Source organism: Stenotrophomonas sp. STEN018, from assembly GCF_056760235.1.
Window position 1 is genome coordinate 63602 of record NZ_JBRREK010000019.1, and the last position, 17341, is coordinate 80942.

Here is a 17341-nt window from a genome sequence, read left to right on the forward strand (position 1 = left end):
GCCGCAGGGCATGGGGCATAACCCGAGCTGTATCACCGGCGCGTGTTCATCCGCGCCACGGCTGGTCGTCACCGCTGATATCGGGCAAGCTCCCGGGTCGATGTATTTGCGGAACACCCGATGCCTTACAGCCCGTTGCGCCTGCTTGCGCTTGCTATTGCCACGATCATGACGCTGTCCGTTGCGGCCCCGGCCGAGGCGGCAAAAAAGAAAACCCAGCGCCAGTCAGCGCCGCAGAGCCGCGCCGCCAAGCCCAAGCCGCGCAGCACCCCGCGCCCGGCACCGCGCCGGCCGGCAGCCGTGCCATTGCCGATCAAGCAGGACAACGCCGCCAAGCTCAACCGCATCTATGACGAATACTGGGATGCCTCGATGCGGCTGAACCCGCTGCAGGCCACCTTCCAGGGCGACCCGCGCTACAACGACCAGCTGCCCAACTTCCTGTCCTCGGCCTCGCGCCAGCAATCGCACGACTTCATGGTCGAGTGGCTGGGCAAGGTCCAAACCGTCGGCGCCACCGGCCTGCAGGGCCAGGACCTGCTGAGCTACGAAATCTTCGTGCGTGACGCCCAGGTCTCATTGGCCGGCGAGCAGTACCCGACCTGGATGTTGCCGATCAACCAGTACTACAACCTGTCCAGCATCATTGCGGTGCTGGGCTCGGGCGCCGGCGCGCAGCCGTTCCGCACGGTCAAGGATTACGAGAACTGGTCCAAGCGCTCGCTCGGCATTCCGCCACTGTTCGACCAGGCCATCGCCAACATGCGCGAAGGCAAGGCCGCCGGCGTGGTACAGCCGCGTGCACTGATGGAAAAAGTCCTGCCGCAGCTCGATGCGGTGATCAAACCCACGGCCGAAGAAAGCCTGTTCTGGGGCCCGATCCGCAATATGCCGGCGGAATTCTCTGCCGAGGACAAGGCCAGGCTCACTGCCGAATACAAGCGCATGATCGAGAACCGGATCATGCCGGCCTATCGCTCGCTGCGCGGCTTCATCGCCACCGAGTACATGGCCGCCGCGCGCAGTACCGATGGCATGGCAGCGCTGCCCAATGGCCGTGCCTGGTATGCACATAATGTTGCCAGCAGCACCTCGCCGGCACGCACACCGGCGGAGATCCACGCGCTGGGCGAGCAGGAGGTCAAGGACCTGCAGGCACGCATCGATGCGGTGATGAAGCAGGCCAAGATCCGCGGTTCGCAGCAGAAGGCCTTCACTGCGATGCGCAACGATCGCCAGTTCGTGTTCCGCGACGCCAATGCTTTGCTGGCCCGCTATGCCGAGACTGGCGTCCGGGTAAATGCCGCCGTGCCAGCGTTGTTCAACGAGCAACCCAAGGCCAGCCTGGAAATCAAGGCCGTCGAAGCCGAGCGCGCCGCCACTTCCAGCGCTGCCAGCTACCAGCCGGGCAGCGCAGATGGCCAGCAGCCGGGCGTGCTCTACGTCAACACCAGCGACCTGCCCTCACGCAAGCGTTGGGCTGTGACCATGCAATACCTGCACGAAGCCATTCCCGGCCACCACTACCAACTGGGCGCGCAGCAGGAACTGACCGCCTTGCCGCGCTTCCGCCGTCTTGGTGGCGATGTTGCCTATGTCGAAGGCTGGGGCCTGTACGCCGAGTCGTTGGGCCAGGAGCTGGGCCTGTACAACGACCCCTACGACCAGCTCGGCTATCTGCAGACCACCTTGCTGCGCACTGTGCGGCTGGTCGCCGACACCGGCCTCAATGCTGCTGGCTGGAGCCGTCAGCAGGCCACCGAGTACATGGTCAAGAACGCCGATATTCCCGCCGCCGACGCCGCCTCCGAGGTCGAGCGCTTCATGGCCTTGCCCGGCCAGACCCTGGCCTACCGCGTAGGCGAGATCAAAATTCGACTGTTGCGCGACAAGGCCAAGGCCGCGCTCGGCGATCGCTTCGACCCGCGCGAATTCCACCATGAGATTCTCAAGGACGGTTCCATGCCGCTGGACATCCTTGAAGCCAAGATCGACCGTTGGATCGCCAGCAAGAAAGCCTGATCACCTGCCAAGGAGCCACCATGCCGCGCTGGAAACCCCGACTTGCCCTGCTCTGCCTGTTCGCGTGCTCCAGCCTTGCCGGGGCAGTGACCTTGGCTCCGCCCGATCCGGGTATCGACGGCTTGATGCAGCGCTACGACGGCCAGGTGCCCGGCGCCTCGGTGCTGGTATTGAAAGACGGCCAGCCCGCGTTTCGGCGCAGCTACGGGCTGGCGGTTCTGGAAGACGGCACCGCCGTCACTCCGGCCAGCAACTTCCGCCTGGCCTCGGTCAGCAAGCAGTTCACCGCCGCGGCGATCCTGCTGCTGGCCGAGGACGGCAAGCTGGGCATCGACGATCCACTGAAGAAGTGGCTGCCCAGCCTGCCGGCAGTGGCCGATACGATGACCCTGCGTCAGCTGCTCAGCCACACCAGCGGCCTGCTCGACTACGAAGAGCTGATGGACCCGGCCGACACCCGTCAGGTCCACGACGCCGACGTGCTGCAGCTGCTGCAGAAAGAAAACCGCAGCTATTTCACGCCGGGCAGCGACTACCGCTACAGCAACAGCGGCTATGCGTTGCTGGCACTGGTGGTGAGCAAGGCCTCGGGCAGCGACTTCGCCAGCTTCCTGCGCCAGCGCATCTTCCTGCCGCTGGGCATGCGCAATACCTATGCGCATCAGGACGGCGTAGATGAGGTGCCCAATCGCGCCTACGGTTACAGCCAGATCGATGGCCGCTGGCAGCGCACCGATCAAAGCACCACCAGCGCAGTGCTTGGCGATGGCGGCATCTATTCCTCGATCGATGACCTGGCCAAGTGGGATGCGGCTTTGTACGACGAGCGCCTGTTGAAGGCCAGCTCGCTGCAGCGGGCCTTCAGTCCGGCGACAAAGACCAGCGAGCCGGACGTGCGGTTCTATGGCTTCGGCTGGCGCATCAATGGCGATGCGCTATGGCATAGCGGCGAGAGCATCGGTTTCCGCAACGTGATCGTGCGCTACCCCAAGCAGAAGCTGACGGTGATCGTGCTGAGCAACCGCAATGAACCCGAACCATATGCGCTGGCCATCGACATCGCCCGGCGCTGGCTGGATGCCGCACGATGAGCCTGCTTGGCATCCACCATGTCGCGGTAATTGCAGCGGACTACGCGCGCTCGCGGGACTTCTACGTGCGCATTCTCGGGCTTGAGGTCATTGCCGAGAACTACCGCGCCGAGCGTGACTCATGGAAGCTGGACCTGCGCCTGCCCGATGGCAGCCAGCTCGAGTTGTTTTCCTTCCTCAATCCTCCCGCTCGCCCCAGCCGCCCGGAAGCCCGCGGGCTACGCCACCTCGCCTTTCGGGTTGCAGCCATGGACGATGTAGTCGCCCACCTGCAGCGCGAAGGCGTGGCCTGCGAGCCGATCCGCGTGGACGAGTTCACCGGCCGCCGCTTCACCTTCTTCGGCGACCCCGACGACCTGCCGCTGGAACTCTACGAAACCCCAACCCCGTAGTGCCGAGCCATGCTCGGCAGAGGCTTTCCGAGCAATCCATCAGCGCTGCGGACTGTGGGAGCGGCGTAAGCCGCGAAGCTCGTACATCGCCAGATTGCCAGTTGCATCTTCCGCCAGCATCTCCAGCTTCGCGGCTTACGCCACTCCCACAACCGGTCCTTCCATAGCCAGTCACATCTGGCCCCTAACCACGTCCCTGGTCCTAATGACTTCCGGCGCATTGCCGTAAGCCCGGCCGTAGCTGAATGATGCGGTCATCATCCAAGGAGAGGTTCGGTCCCCATGCTGCAGATCCGTGGTTTGTCGAAAACCTACGCCAATGGCGTACACGCACTGAAAAATGTCGATCTCGACATCCCCCGCGGCATGTTCGGCCTGCTCGGCCCCAATGGCGCCGGCAAGTCCTCCTTGATGCGCACCCTGGCCACCTTGCAGGAGGCCGATGCCGGCAGCGCCACACTGACCACTGCCGATGGCGCCAGCATCGACATCCTGCGCGACAAGGACGCGCTGCGTCGCAAGCTCGGCTACCTGCCGCAGGATTTCGGCGTCTACCCGAAGGTCAGCGCACTGGACCTGCTCGACCACTTCGCCGTGCTCAAGGGCCTGACCGCGCGCAAGCAGCGCAAGGAAGTGGTCGAAGCCCTGCTGCAACAGGTCAATCTGTGGGATGCCCGCAAGCGCAAGCTCGGCACCTATTCCGGCGGCATGCGCCAGCGCTTCGGTATCGCCCAGGCCCTGCTCGGTAACCCGCAGCTGGTGATCGTCGATGAGCCCACCGCAGGCCTTGATCCGGAAGAACGCAACCGCTTCCTCAACCTGCTGGCCGAGATCGGCGAGAACGTGGCGGTGATCCTGTCCACCCACATCGTCGAAGACGTCACCGATCTGTGCCCGACCATGGCCATCATGAACAAGGGCGAGGTGTTGTTGACCGGACGCCCGGCCGAGGCGATCAACGCACTGCAGGCCCAGGTGTGGCGCAAGCAGGTAGCCAAGGCCGCACTGCCGGACTACGAAAGCCGTTTCACCGTGTTGTCGACGCGCCTGGTTGGCGGCCACCCGGTGATCCATGTATTTGCCGACAACTGCCCTGAAGCAGGCTTCGAACCGGTCGCGCCCGGCCTCGAGGACGTCTACTTCCAGCGCCTGCGCCTGCAGGCGCAGGCCGCCTGACGGAGACGACCATGACCTTCGCCTTCCTGCGCTTCGAGCTGCGTGAGCAGCTGCGTTCCCCCTTGCTGTGGCTGCTTGCGGTGCTGTTCGCCCTGATCGCCTTCGGCGCTGCCTCCAGCGATGCCATCCAGATCGGCGGCGGCATCGGCAATGTGTACCGCAATGCACCCTCGGTGATCGCCACCCTCATGACCTCCTTCACCCTGCTCGGGTTGTTGGTGGTCACCTTGTTCGTCAGCAACGCGCTGCTGCGTGACTTTGAACTGGGCACCGCCGAGCTGGTGTTCTCCAGCCCGATCAAACGCCGCGATTATTTATTGGGCCGCCTCGGCGCTGCCTTGCTGGCCAGCCTGATGATGTACGTGATCATCGCAGCGGGCCTGTTCATCGCCCAGTTCATGCCATGGATCGATGCAGCACGGCTTGGTCCGGTGTCTCTGCAGCCCTACCTGTGGTCGTTTGTTTTCATGGTGCTGCCGAACGTACTGTTCACCACCGCCTTGTTGGCGCTGCTCGCAGTCACCACCCGCAGCATCCTGTGGGTCTACATCGGCGTCATCGTGTTCTTCGTGCTGTACGGCGTCAGCCGTGCCTTGTTGGCCGATATCGACAATATGCGCATCGCAGCGCTGCTTGATCCGCTGGGCATGCGCGCGATGAGCCAGGCAATGCGCTACTGGTCGGCCGAAGAGCGCAACACCGGCCTGCCCGCGTTCACCGGTTATCTATTGGAGAACCGGGTGCTGTGGCTGGCCGTCACCGGTGCCCTGTTCGCAGCGACCTTCGCCCTGTTCCGCACCGAGCGTAGCGGCACCGGCCGCAAGCGTGGCAAGAAGGTGGCCAGCGTTGCTACCACCGACGGCAAGCGCAGCAATGTGATTGCCCCCAAGGTCACCCCAAACTTCAACGCGGCGACCGGCTGGCGGCAGTTGCTGCGTCAGGTCGGCTTCGATGCGCTGGGCGTGTTCCGCAGCGCACCGTTCCTGGTGTTGCTGGTACTGGGCATGGCCAATTTCATCCCCACCGCCCTGCACCGCCGCACCATGTACGGTACGCCCAGCTGGCCGGTGACCTCGCAGATGTTGGAAGCACTGCAGGGCAGCTTCAGCTTCCTGCTGATCATCATCGTGCTGTTCTACGCCGGCGAGCTGGTGTGGCGTGAACGCAGCGCGCGCATCGCCGGCATCAGCGATGCCATGCCGGTGCCGAACTGGGTGCCGCTGCTGGGCAAGTTCCTCACCCTGATCGCGGTGGTATTCGCGTTCCAGGCCGTGGGCGCACTTACCGCCATCATCATCCAGCTCAGCAAGGGTTACACCCAGATCGAGCCGCTGCTGTACGTCAAGACGCTGGCGCTGGACTCGGTGGTCTACATCCTGATGGGCGGCATGGCGCTGGTGCTGCAGGTACTGAGCAACAACAAGTTCATGGGTTATGCCCTGCTGATCCTGCTGCTGATCGGGCAGTCGGTGCTGGGCATGCTCGACTACACGCAGAACCTGTACAACTTCGGCAGCTGGCCGATCGCGCCGTATTCGGACATGAATGGCTACGGCCATTTCCTGACCGGGCAGCTGGCTTTCCAGGGCTACTGGATGCTGTTCCTGCTGGTGTTGCTGTTGCTGTGCGCTGCCTTGTGGGTACGCGGTGTGGATTCGGGTTGGCGGCAACGCCTGCGCTTGGCCAAGCAGCGCCTGCGTGGCCCGCTGGGTGCTGGGCTGGCCGCCGCCACGCTGGCCTTCGTCGCCTGCGGTGGCTGGCTGTACTGGAGCACCAACATCCGCAACGAGTTTGTCTCGCCGGACCAGCAGTTGGATCGTCAGGCCCGCTACGAGCGCGAATACCGCAAATACAAGGACCTGCCGCAGCCACGCATCGTCGCCATCGACAACAACGTCGACCTGCACCCGGAAACCCAATCGGTGCGCATCGATGGTGTCTACCGCGTGCGCAATACGCATTCGGCTGCCATTCCGGATATTCATGTCGCGATGGGCGATGACCGTACCCTTGCCAGCATCGAGATGGGCGGCGCCAAACTGACCGCCCACGATGAGGAGCTTGGCTACCGCATCTATCACCTGGATGCACCAATGGCGCCGGGCGAGGAGCGCGATATCCGCTTCAGCGTCGACATCCACCCCAACGGCATCACCGCCGACCAGGCGCAAAGTCAGATCGTCGACAACGGCAGCTTCTTCAACAGCCGGGTACTGCCGGCCTTCGGCTATGACAGCGGCGCGGAGATCAGCGATCGCAACGAGCGCCGCAAGCGTGAGCTGGGCGAACCAACGCGCATGCCCAAGCTGGAGGATGAGGCCGCACGTGCCAACACCTACATCTCCAACGATGCCGATTGGCTGGATTTCCGCAGCACCATCTGCACCGCACCGGACCAGATCGCCTTGGCACCGGGCTACCTGCAGAAGGAGTTCGAACGCGATGGCCGCCGCTGCTTCAGCTACGCCATGGATCGGCCGATGCTGAATTTCTACGCCTATCTGTCGGCACGCTGGCAGGTGAAGAAGGCCACGTACAAAGACATCCCGATCGAGATCTATTACGACGCCAAGCATCCGTACAACGTCGACCGGATGATCGAGGGTGTACAGAAGTCACTGGCCTATTACGAAGCCAACTTCAGCCCGTACCAGCACAAGCAGGTGCGCATCATCGAGTTCCCGGGCTACCAGTCGTTCGCGCAGAGTTTTGCCAACACCATCCCGTACTCGGAGTCGATCGGTTTCATCGCCGACCTGCGCGACAAGGATGATGTCGACTATGTGTTCTACGTCACCGCGCATGAAGTGGCGCACCAGTGGTGGGCACATCAGGTGATCGGTGCCAACGTGCAGGGTGCGACCGTGTTGTCCGAATCGCTGTCGCAGTACTCGGCATTGATGGTGATGGAGAAGGAGTACGGACGCGGCCATATGCGTCAGTTCTTGAAGGACGAGCTGGACAACTACCTGTCGGGCCGCGGCGGCGAAGATGTGGAAGAACTGCCGCTTTACCGCGTGGAGAACCAGCAGTACATCCATTACCGCAAAGGCTCGGTGGTGTTCTACCGCCTACGCGAGGAAATGGGCGAGGAAGCCCTGAACCGTGCACTTTCCCGCTTCATCCAGGCCAAGGCATTCCAACAGCCGCCTTACACCACTTCGGCCGAACTGCTGGAGTTCATCCGAGCTGAAGCCAAGCCCGAGCAGCAGACCTTGATCACCGACCTGTTCGAGAAGATCAGCTTCTACGACAACCGCGTGGTCGAGGCCAATGCCAAGAAACGCGCAGACGGCCGCTACGACCTGACCTTGCAGCTGCATGCCGACAAGCGCTACGCCGACGGCATGGGCAAGGAGACCGCAGGCACGCTGGACGACTGGATCGAGGTCGGCGTGTTCGCCAAGGGTGCCTCTGGCAAGGAACGCGATGAAAAGGTGCTGTACCTGCAGCGCCACCACATCACTGCCGCTGCGCCCAGCATCACGGTCACAGTGGACCAGATGCCCGATGAAGCCGGCTTCGACCCGTACAACAAGCTGATCGACCGGGTCTCGGCCGACAACCGCAAGCGGGTGACGGTGCAGTAAGCAAGATGCGAGCGATGCTCGGTTTGAGCCCCTCTCCCGCCTGCGGGGTGAGAGGAGCAGTTTGCGAACCATGGTTCGCTGCTCGTCGAACGACCTTGCGCCAGCGCAAGGGCCGGGGCGCGGAGCGGGGGTTGGGGTGAGGGCAGCTTTTGGGGCATTACCGGGAAAGCCTCTGCCGAGCATGGCTCGGCACTACAAGCCCCTCTCCCGCCTGCGGGAGAGGGGTTGGGGTGAGGGCGCTTTTGGGGCATTGCCGAGAAAGCCCCTGCCGAGCATGGCTCGGCACTACATGTCGAAAATCTGCTGCACTGCGGATTCCGTACGGGACCGAATGCGGTTACATTCGGCTCGTAACAGCGCCACCGGCCGCTGACCAAACCCACCCTGGGAGGGGATACATGCGTACTACTTTCAAGACCCTGTTGCTGGCCCTGCCGCTGTTGGCCGCCGGTTTCTCCGCCAGCGCCAGTGACAGCGCAGCCGGCCGCTGGCGCACCATCGATGACGAAACCGGCAAGGTGAAGTCGATCGTCGAGATCAGCCAGGCCGCCAATGGCACCCTCAGCGGCAAGGTATTGCAGGTCCTGCAGTCCGAGCATGGCCCGCACCCGGTCTGCAACAAATGCGATGGCGCCAACAAGGGCAAGCCGATCGAAGGCATGACCATCCTCTGGAACCTGCGCCCGGACGGCGCCAACAAGTGGGCCAACGGCACCATCCTGGACCCGGCCAAGGGCAAGACCTACAACTCCAAGGTGGCCCTGATCGAAAACGGCCGCAAGCTGGAAGTATCCGGCTGCGTGCTGTTCATCTGCCGCTCGCAGACCTGGCTGCGCGAGCAGTAAGCCGCTTGAAGCCCCTCTCCCTCCGGGAGAGGCGTTGGGGTGAGGGTAAGGCGACAAAGTCGCTATTCGTTCCGTCGGGTCGGCTTAGGGCCCCTTACCCTCATCCGCCCCTGCGGCGCACCTTCTCCCGCAGGGAGAAGGGAATCAGCAGCCCCGGTCTCCCGGGGCTGCTTCTTTTCAGCCATGCGATAATCTGCAGTCCCCTGCTGCAAACCATCACCATGACCCGCAACGCCCTAGTCACCAATGCCCTGCCCTACGCCAACGGCCCGCTGCATCTCGGCCACCTGGTGGGTTACATCCAAGCCGATATCTGGGTGCGTGCGCGGCGAATGATGGGCGAGAAGGTCTGGTACGTCTGCGCCGATGACACCCATGGCACGCCGATCATGCTGGCCGCCGAGAAGGCCGGGGTAAGCCCGGAAACCTTCATCGCCAACATCCAGGCCGGCCATGAGCGCGATTTCGCTGCCTTCGGCGTGGATTTCGATCACTACGACTCGACCAACTCAGCCACCAACCGCGAGTTGACCGAGGCGTTGTACGCCAAGCTCGACGCCGCCGGCCATATCAGCCGTCGCTCGGTGGCGCAGTTCTACGATCCGGCCAAGGGCATGTTCCTGCCCGACCGCTACATCAAGGGCACCTGCCCCAACTGCAAGTCGCCCGACCAGTACGGCGACAACTGTGAAGTCTGCGGTGCTACCTACGGCCCGACCGACCTGATCGAGCCGAAGTCGGTGGTGTCCGGCGCTACCCCGGAAATGCGCGATTCGGAGCACTACTTCTTCGAGGTCGGCCGCTTCCAGGACTTCCTGCGCGAATGGCTGGCCGGCGACGTCGCCCTGCCCGGCGTGAAGGCCAAGCTGGCCGAGTGGCTGGATGCCGAAGGCGGCCTGCGCGCGTGGGATATTTCGCGTGATGCGCCCTACTTCGGCTTCGAGATTCCGGGCGCACCAGGCAAGTACTTCTACGTGTGGCTGGATGCACCGATCGGCTACCTGTCCAGCTTCAAGAACCTGTGCGCCAAGACCGGTGACGACTTCGACGCCGTACTCGCCGCCGACAGCACTACCGAGCTGCATCACTTCCTCGGCAAGGACATCGTCAACTTCCACGGCCTGTTCTGGCCGGCGGTGCTGAAGGGCAGCGGCCTGCGCACGCCGACCAAGCTGCACGTCAACGGTTACCTGACCGTGGACGGCGCCAAGATGAGCAAGTCGCGCGGCACCTTCATCATGGCCCGCACCTATCTGGATGCTGGGCTGGCACCGGAAGCGCTGCGTTATTACTTCGCCGCCAAATCCTCCGGCGGCGTTGATGACCTGGATTTGAACCTGACCGACTTCACCGCCCGCGTGAACGCCGATCTGGTCGGCAAGTTCGTCAACCTGGCCAGCCGCTGCGCCGGTTTCATCGCCAAGCGCTTCGACGGCAAGCTGGCCGATGCACTGCCGGACCAGGCCCAGTACGACCGCTTTGTCGCCGCGCTGGCACCGGTTCGCGAGGCCTACGAGCGTAACGACGCAGCCGCCGCCATCCGCCTGACCATGGCGCTGGCCGACGAGGCCAACAAGTACATCGACGACACCAAACCGTGGGTCATCGCCAAGCAAGAAGGCGCCGACGCCGAACTGCAGGCGGTCTGCACGCAGGGCCTGAACCTGTTCCGCGTGCTGGTCACCGCCCTCAAGCCGGTGCTGCCGGCTACCGCGCTTCAGGCCGAAGGCTTCCTCAACGCCCCGTTGAATGGCTGGGACGACCTCGTCAAGCCGCTGACCGCACAGAGCATCGCCGCCTACGTGGCGCTGTTCACCCGTATCGACACCAAGATGATTGACGCAATGACCGACGCCTCCAAGGACACCCTCGCCGCCCAGCCCGCTGCCGAAGCCAAGCCGGTCAAGGCTGAAAAGCCCGCCAAGGTTGAAGTGAAGACTGAAGCCAAGGCCGAAGGTGAAGCCTCCGCGTACATCGGCATCGACGATTTCGCCAAGCTCGACCTGCGGATCGGCAAGGTGCTGGAATGTGGCTTCGTCGAAGGCTCGGACAAGCTGTTGCGCTTCCTGCTGGATGCCGGCGACCTCGGCCAGCGGCAGATCTTTTCCGGCATCCGCGGCAGCTATGCCGAGCCGGAAGCACTGGTCGGCCGCAACGTGGTGTTCATCGCCAACCTGGCCCCGCGCAAGATGCGCTTCGGCCTGAGCGAAGGCATGATCCTGTCGGCCGGCTTCGACGGTGGCGCGCTGGCGCTGCTGGATGCCGATAGCGGCGCATTGCCGGGCATGCCGGTTCGCTGAAGCCGGCGTTCGGTGGTGGGGATCGGGGAGTGGTTGCAGCCCTGATTCCGACATCGCGCAAGCAGCAGGGCTTCCGGATACATAAAAAACCGCGCCCGTTCTTGCGTTTGCGAACTCCCAATCTCGATTCCCACCTTGACCCCATGCAACTAGCCCTCTTCGACTTCGACCACACCATCACCGTCTGTGACACCTACAGTCGGTTTTTGCGTCGTGTGGCCACGCCGGAGCAGCGCGCGCAGGGTTGGTGGCGGGTGGGGCCGTGGCTGCTGGCCTACCGGCTGAAGCTGATCTCGGCCGAGCGTATCCGTCGTCGCGTCACCTCGCAGGTATTCAGCGGTCGTCATGCTGGTGAAGTCCGCCAGATGGCGCACGACTACGCACGCGAGCAGCTGCCTGGCATGGTGCGCCCGGAGATGCTGGAGCAGATCCAATGGCACAAGGCGCAAGGCCACACCGTGGCTGTGGTATCGGCCTCCATTGATCTGTACCTGCAGCACTGGTGCGATTCGCTGGGTTTGAAGATGATCTGCAACAAGCTGGAAGTGCAGGACAACCGCCTCACCGGGCGCTACGCCGAGCGCGACTGCGGCAGGCACAAAGTCGCGCTGGTGCGACGCATGTTCGACCTGGGTTCGTTCCAACGCATCCATGCCTACGGCGACAGCAGCGAAGACAAGCCCATGCTGGCGCTGGCACACGAGCGTTGGTATCGCGGCAAATGCATTTCCTGAGCCCCCCTGCCTTCGGCAGATGGGTTGGGGCGAGGGCGAACAGCAGGACTCTCCAATGAATACCCGACCCTCATCCGACGCTACGCGCCACCTTCTTCCGGAGGGAGAAGGAAGGGCTGCGCTGGTCGAACGTCTCGACCGTCTGCTGCCGCAGACCCAGTGTGGGCAGTGCGGTTACGACGGCTGCCGCCCGTATGCCGAAGCCATGGCCGCTGGCGACGCCGGTATTGACCACTGCCCGCCCGGTGGCGACGCGGGCGCGCGGGCGCTTGCCCATCTACTAGGTGTCGCCGCCCTGCCCTACGACCACAGCCGTGGTGAACACAAACCGGCACAGGTCGCGGTGATCGTTGAAGCCGACTGCATCGGCTGCACCAAGTGCATCCAGGCCTGCCCGGTCGATGCCATCGTCGGCGGCGCCAAGTACATGCACACCGTGCTGGCCGACCTGTGCACCGGCTGCGAGCTGTGCATCCCGCCCTGTCCGGTCGATTGCATCGATCTGGCTGTCAGGGCCGTAGGAGCGGCGTAAGCCGCGAAGCTCGTAGAAATCCAGCGAGCGGAGATTCCGATCCCGGCATCAAACCGAAAAAAGCAGCTGTCCCAGATCATGTTGAACGCTTCGATCCGAAGACTGTCGGCTTCGCGGCTTACGCCGCTCCTACAAACCAGCCACAGGGTGCTCCCTCAATACTCATCATCTTCGCCCTTCGGCGCCAGCGGCGGCACGGTGTACTGCCGTCCATGCGCCTGGCAATCCGCAATCACGGCCTCCGCATCGGCGCGCACTATCGCGCGCGTGCCCAGCGGATAGCGGTTGTCCTCGACCAGATCCGTGCGTAGATCAGTAACCGGCGAGAACGATGCGGACACCGCATGCCGTTCCTCCGAGGTGGCCAGCGCATCGCCGCCCCACCAGCGGATCAGCCATTGCGCGTTGTCCCAGATCAGCACCGTTTCCACCGTGCCACCGCCGAGCTGGTAGCCAATCGCGCAGAAATGGTTGGGCACGCGGCGATCGCCAAATCGACGCACGGTGTTGCGCAACTCGGCCTCGATCAGTTTGAACTGCGGGTAGTCCAATGGCTCGATGCGCTGCAAGGGCACTTGCGCGTAGATCATTTTCGACAGCGGCGCCTGCGCCGGTGGCGCGGCACATACGGCTGCACTGGCAGTAGCCAGCGCGCAACACACGCCGAACAACAGACTGCTTTTCATTCCCTTCCCCTTGCCTCCCTGCAAATACAGCAGTGCCTGATCTGCCAAGGACGCCGCAACGGCCAAGGCAGATCGACGATTTCACTCAGCCCGCTTACGGCACCGCAGCGGTGATCACGATCTCGATCTTCCACGCCGGGTTGGCCAGCTTGGCCTGCACGGTAGCGCGCGACGGCGTGGCACCCTGCGGCACCCACTTGTCCCAGGCTTGGTTCATGCCCGCGAAGTCAGCCAGGTCGGCCAGGAAAATCTCGGCGCGCAGGATCTTGGTCTTGTCGGTCGGTGCCAGACGCAGCAGATCGTCGATGGCCTGCAGTACCTGCTCGGTCTGGCCAACGATATCGGCGCTGGTATCTTCCGGCACCTGGCCGGCCAGATAGGCCACGCCATTGTGGATGGTCATTTCCGACATGCGCGGACCGGTATCGAAGCGCTGGATCATTGGGGTGACTCCGTGTTGTGGGTGTGCCTGCCATTGTGAGGGCAAGTGGAAGTTTCAGGCGTTTCTTTGCGTGAACGCCGCCATGCCGCCAAGGCCACCAGCAGCAACCAGCCCACCACCACGGCAATCACCAGCTTCTGCCCCAGTCCACGAGGGCTGTCACGCCACAGCACGTGCAGCCACAGCCCGGCGAAGGCCAGCCATGCCCATATCCATGCCAGCCGATGCAGGCCCTGCCACTGTGGGTCACGACCGAAGCACCAGGCCTGCAGCAGCATCGCCACGGTCACGCTCAGGAAGGCGGTCTGCGCAGCCAGGCCATGCAGCAAGGGGGCCAGCAGCGGCGCATGCTGCGGCAACCAGCTGTCACCTATCGCCACCCCGGCCAGACCAAGTCCGGCCACCGCAAACAAACTGGGCGGCAAGCCGCGTCGCGCACTTCCACGCGCCTGCCGGTACAGCATCACCCCAAGCGCGGCGATGGCCAAGGCCAGCAAGCAGTAGGCGCCGCGCAACAGGGCCCCGTATGGGCCGTGCAGATACAGGCTGAGGGTGGCGCGCACCCAGTCCAGGTCATCACGGGCAAACTGCAGGCCGATGGCAATAACCAAGAACAGCAACAACGCCAACACTACCGCCGATGCCGGTATGGCCGATTGCCACCCTGCCCGGTACTGACTTCCGCCCATGCCCACTCCCCCGCGTTTGAGCTGCCAAGTCTAGTCGCCTGCAACCACCACGCCGACTGAAGCCGGTGACAACGCCCCAGCGTGCGCATGCAGCCATCATCACGCGCTGACGCTAGTCTTATGTGCCCGCGCCACACCAGCGCATAGCCCCAAACAACTTCCCGCATGACTGCGTCGTCCACGACATCGGAATCTCCCGCGCCAGTTTGGCGCCGTATTGCCGCCATCCTCGTCACCCTGGCCATCATGGCGATGGCCTTGCACGCGCTGGCTGGCGAATTCAGCGACCACGGCTACCGCCAGATCCGCATGGCAATACGTGGGCTGTCGTGGTCGCAACTAGGTATAGCTACGTTGTTGGGCATGGCCAGCTATGCCTGCCTGATCGGCTTCGATGCGATCGGCCTGCGCCGCGCCAAGCATCCGCTACCCGCTGCCCGCATCGGCATCACCGCCTTCCTTGCCCATGCCGCCGGGCAGACGCTGGGTTTTGCCGCACTGACCGGCGGCGCCATCCGCGTGCGCAGTTACGGCCAGGCCGGGCTGAGCCTGGTCGAGATCGGCCAGGTGGTGCTGATGAGCACCTTGGGCTTCGTGTTCGGCGCCTGGCTGTTGCTGGGCCTGGCCTTGCTGCTGGAGCCCAATGCCGCTGCCCTGGCCTTGCCGATCTCGGCCACTGCGGTGCATGCGCTGGGCATCGCCATGCTGGTCGGCTTCGCCGCGATGCTGCTATTGGTCGGCCGCGACGGCCGCAGCGTCGGCTGGGGCCAGCATCGCATGTGGATTCCCGACCGCCGAACCGTGCTGGAAGTCACCGCACTGAGCGTAGTCGAGCTGGGCTTGGCTTCTGCGGCGTTCTACGTGTTGTTGCCGGCGCAGGCCGAGGTCAACTTCACCGGCTTCATCGGTCTGTATCTGGTCGCGGTGGTGGCCGGGCTGGTATCCACCGTACCGGCTGGGCTGGGCGTGTTCGAATGGAGCCTGCTCAAGCTGCTGCCACAGGTGGCACCCGCCGCCATCCTTGCTGCTGCCGTGGCCTATCGCGTCACCTACTACCTTCTGCCGCTGTTCCTGTCCGCACTGCTGGCCGCGCTGGCCAGCGTGCGCCGCCCACTGCGCAGCGGTGCTGGTACGGCCTGGTCAGTGATCCGGCCATGGCTGCCGCAATTGATCGCGCTGGCGGTGTTCGCAGCCGGTGCGCTGCTGGTGATCGACGGCACCCTGCCGGTGCCGCACCGCCGCGTACTGCCGGCGCCGCTGCCGATCGTGGAAACCTCGCATCTGCTCGGCAGCCTGGGTGGCGTGCTGCTGCTGCTGATCGGCCAAGGCCTGCAACGGCGCAGCCACGCGGCCTGGATGCTGGCACTGGCGTTGTGCGTCGCCCTGCCAGTGCCGGCTTGGCTGCGCGGCGGCCATCTGACGGTGGCCCTGACCTTGCCATTGGTGGCGGTGGCGCTATGGGCGGCGCGGCGCGAGTTCTATCGGGAAGGCGCACTGCTGGACGAGGCCTGGTCGTGGCCGTGGCTGCGCAACGTCGCCCTGGTGCTGGTAGCGACGGTATGGCTGCTGTTCTTCGTCTACAGCCATGTCGAATACCAGAACGAACTGTGGTGGCAGTTCGCTACTTCCGGCAACGCACCACGCGCCCTGCGCGCCCTGTTGCTGGTCTGCATCGCGCTGATCGTGTTTGGCCTGGCGCGGCTGCTGCACAGTACCCGCAACCCTCTGCCATTGCCGGACGCGGCCACGCTCGAGCAGCTGCGGCCAATATTGGCCTTGGCCCAGGACACACAGGCCTGCCTGGCGATGACCGGCGACAAGGCGATCCTGCGCAGCGAGGCCGGTGATGGGTTTGTGATGCTGCAACGCTACGGCGGTTCACTGGTGTCAATGGGTGACCCGGTCGGGCCCCCACAGGTTGCAGCCGCCTTGATCTGGAAGTTCCGCGAAGAAGCCGACCGGCTTGGCCTGCGCCCGGTGTTCTACCAGACCAGCGACAAGTACTGGCAGCACTATCTCGACCTGGGCCTGACCCTGGTCAAGCTGGGCGAAGAAGCGATGGTGCCACTGCAGGATTTCAGCCTTGCTGGCAGCGAACGCGCTGACCTGCGGCAGGCATGGAACAAGGGCAAGCGTCTGGGGCTCAGCTTCAGGCTGGCGCCTGCCAACGAGGTACCGGCCATGCTGGACGAATTGGCCGAGATCTCCGACGCCTGGCTGGACGAAAAGGCCGGCGAAGAGAAGGGGTTCTCGCTGGGCAGTTTCGAGCCCGACTATCTGGGCCGCTTCCCGGTAGCCGTGGTTGAGGCCGAAGGCCGCATCGTGGCATTTGCCAATATCTGGCAGGCCCCGGCCGGGCACGAGTTGTCAGTCGACCTGATGCGACACCGGCCGGATGCGCCCAAGGGCACGATGGATTTCCTGTTCATCGAACTGTTCCTGTGGGGGGCGGCCAATGGCTATACCCGCTTCTCACTGGGCATGGCACCACTGACTGGCTTGGCCCAACATCGCCTGGCCGGTCGCTGGAACCGCTTTGCCAATCTGGTCGCACGCCATGGTGAGCGCTTCTATGGCTTCAGCGGACTGCGGCGCTTCAAGTCCAAGTTCGCACCCGAATGGCGACCGCGCTATCTGGCCGCACCGGGCGGCGTGCATCTGCCGGCTGCGTTGTTGGATGTGACCCGGTTGATCTCGTTGGATCCGAGTAGGAAGTAGCTTTGCTGGTTTGTGGGAGCGGGCGGCCACACGGAACCCCCCCTCCGTAAAATAAACCGCGAAAAGCGGTAAGGCCCGACCAAAAAAAACAACAACCAATACCCCCCCCGCTGCGGAAAAAATA

The 17341-nt window shown here is 63.9% G+C and carries 13 protein-coding genes; 10 read left to right on the forward strand and 3 right to left on the reverse strand.

Annotated elements, in window-relative coordinates; translation table 11 throughout:
- Positions 1-120 precede the first annotated feature (120 nt).
- The 9 genes from ACVOMB_RS09475 to rnfB all read left to right on the forward strand — a co-directional run bounded on the left by ACVOMB_RS09475 (position 121) and on the right by rnfB (position 12682).
- On the forward strand, positions 121-2022 hold the full coding sequence (locus ACVOMB_RS09475) for a DUF885 domain-containing protein (protein WP_481530937.1): 1902 nt from the start codon (positions 121-123) through the stop codon (positions 2020-2022).
- A 20-nt stretch (positions 2023-2042) separates the two neighbouring features.
- The gene (locus ACVOMB_RS09480) at positions 2043-3113 is read left to right on the forward strand and encodes a serine hydrolase domain-containing protein (protein WP_481530938.1); all 1071 of its coding nucleotides are present in this window, start codon (positions 2043-2045) and stop codon (positions 3111-3113) included.
- The gene (gene gloA2 / locus ACVOMB_RS09485) at positions 3110-3505 is read left to right on the forward strand and encodes an SMU1112c/YaeR family gloxylase I-like metalloprotein (protein ID WP_481530939.1); all 396 of its coding nucleotides are present in this window, start codon (positions 3110-3112) and stop codon (positions 3503-3505) included. The genes ACVOMB_RS09480 and gloA2 overlap by 4 nt, the downstream gene beginning before the upstream one ends.
- Positions 3506-3787: 282 nt before the next feature.
- Positions 3788-4681: an ABC transporter ATP-binding protein gene (locus ACVOMB_RS09490; RefSeq protein ID WP_481530940.1), complete on the forward strand. Its 894-nt coding sequence runs from the start codon at positions 3788-3790 to the stop codon at positions 4679-4681.
- 11 nt (positions 4682-4692) lie between these two features.
- A complete protein-coding gene (locus tag ACVOMB_RS09495) occupies positions 4693-8271 on the forward strand; it encodes an ABC transporter permease/M1 family aminopeptidase (protein ID WP_481530941.1) in 3579 nt (1192 codons plus the stop codon).
- A gap of 398 nt (positions 8272-8669) precedes the next feature.
- On the forward strand, positions 8670-9116 hold the full coding sequence (locus tag ACVOMB_RS09500; RefSeq protein WP_481530942.1) for a DUF2147 domain-containing protein: 447 nt from the start codon (positions 8670-8672) through the stop codon (positions 9114-9116).
- Positions 9117-9337: 221 nt separating this feature from the next.
- Positions 9338-11416 carry a methionine--tRNA ligase gene (gene metG, locus ACVOMB_RS09505; RefSeq protein WP_481530943.1) on the forward strand — a complete coding sequence of 693 codons (2079 nt, stop codon included), beginning with the start codon at positions 9338-9340 and terminating at the stop codon, positions 11414-11416.
- Between the two features lie 143 nt (positions 11417-11559).
- Positions 11560-12150 carry an HAD family hydrolase gene (locus ACVOMB_RS09510; RefSeq protein ID WP_481530944.1) on the forward strand — a complete coding sequence of 197 codons (591 nt, stop codon included), beginning with the start codon at positions 11560-11562 and terminating at the stop codon, positions 12148-12150.
- Positions 12151-12205: 55 nt separating this feature from the next.
- Positions 12206-12682, forward strand: coding sequence for an Rnf electron transport complex subunit RnfB (gene rnfB / locus ACVOMB_RS09515; RefSeq protein WP_481530945.1), 477 nt, complete (start codon positions 12206-12208; stop codon positions 12680-12682).
- 155 nt (positions 12683-12837) lie between these two features.
- On the opposite strand, the gene ACVOMB_RS09520 is transcribed toward rnfB, so the two are convergent.
- From ACVOMB_RS09520 to ACVOMB_RS09530, 3 genes are all read right to left on the reverse strand, one after another.
- Positions 12838-13368, reverse strand: a complete 531-nt coding sequence (locus ACVOMB_RS09520) for a hypothetical protein (protein WP_481530946.1) — start codon at positions 13366-13368, stop codon at positions 12838-12840.
- A gap of 94 nt (positions 13369-13462) precedes the next feature.
- Complete coding sequence (locus ACVOMB_RS09525; RefSeq protein WP_481516473.1) at positions 13463-13810, reverse strand: RidA family protein; 348 nt, start codon at positions 13808-13810, stop codon at positions 13463-13465.
- Positions 13807-14499, reverse strand: a complete 693-nt coding sequence (locus ACVOMB_RS09530; protein ID WP_481530947.1) for a DUF998 domain-containing protein — start codon at positions 14497-14499, stop codon at positions 13807-13809. The genes ACVOMB_RS09525 and ACVOMB_RS09530 overlap by 4 nt, the downstream gene beginning before the upstream one ends.
- Before the next feature lie 165 nt (positions 14500-14664).
- Between ACVOMB_RS09530 and mprF the strand changes: the two genes are divergently transcribed.
- Positions 14665-17217: a bifunctional lysylphosphatidylglycerol flippase/synthetase MprF gene (mprF, locus tag ACVOMB_RS09535; RefSeq protein ID WP_481530948.1), complete on the forward strand. Its 2553-nt coding sequence runs from the start codon at positions 14665-14667 to the stop codon at positions 17215-17217.
- Positions 17218-17341: the final 124 nt, after the last annotated feature.

Excerpts from the sequence above, each read along its gene's own strand:
- ACVOMB_RS09520 (WP_481530946.1), bottom strand. The coding sequence starts at position 13,368 with ATGAAAAGCAGTCTGTTGTTCGGCGTGTGTTGCGCGCTGGCTACTGCC.
- ACVOMB_RS09530 (WP_481530947.1), bottom strand. The coding sequence starts at position 14,499 with ATGGGCGGAAGTCAGTACCGGGCAGGGTGGCAATCGGCCATACCGGCA.
- ACVOMB_RS09480 (WP_481530938.1), top strand. The coding sequence starts at position 2,043 with ATGCCGCGCTGGAAACCCCGACTTGCCCTGCTCTGCCTGTTCGCGTGC.
- rnfB (WP_481530945.1), top strand. The coding sequence starts at position 12,206 with ATGAATACCCGACCCTCATCCGACGCTACGCGCCACCTTCTTCCGGAG.
- ACVOMB_RS09500 (WP_481530942.1), top strand. The coding sequence starts at position 8,670 with ATGCGTACTACTTTCAAGACCCTGTTGCTGGCCCTGCCGCTGTTGGCC.
- ACVOMB_RS09490 (WP_481530940.1), top strand. The coding sequence starts at position 3,788 with ATGCTGCAGATCCGTGGTTTGTCGAAAACCTACGCCAATGGCGTACAC.
- ACVOMB_RS09510 (WP_481530944.1), top strand. The coding sequence starts at position 11,560 with ATGCAACTAGCCCTCTTCGACTTCGACCACACCATCACCGTCTGTGAC.
- gloA2 (WP_481530939.1), top strand. The coding sequence starts at position 3,110 with ATGAGCCTGCTTGGCATCCACCATGTCGCGGTAATTGCAGCGGACTAC.
- mprF (WP_481530948.1), top strand. The coding sequence starts at position 14,665 with ATGACTGCGTCGTCCACGACATCGGAATCTCCCGCGCCAGTTTGGCGC.
- metG (WP_481530943.1), top strand. The coding sequence starts at position 9,338 with ATGACCCGCAACGCCCTAGTCACCAATGCCCTGCCCTACGCCAACGGC.
- ACVOMB_RS09525 (WP_481516473.1), bottom strand. The coding sequence starts at position 13,810 with ATGATCCAGCGCTTCGATACCGGTCCGCGCATGTCGGAAATGACCATC.
- ACVOMB_RS09495 (WP_481530941.1), top strand. The coding sequence starts at position 4,693 with ATGACCTTCGCCTTCCTGCGCTTCGAGCTGCGTGAGCAGCTGCGTTCC.
- ACVOMB_RS09475 (WP_481530937.1), top strand. The coding sequence starts at position 121 with ATGCCTTACAGCCCGTTGCGCCTGCTTGCGCTTGCTATTGCCACGATC.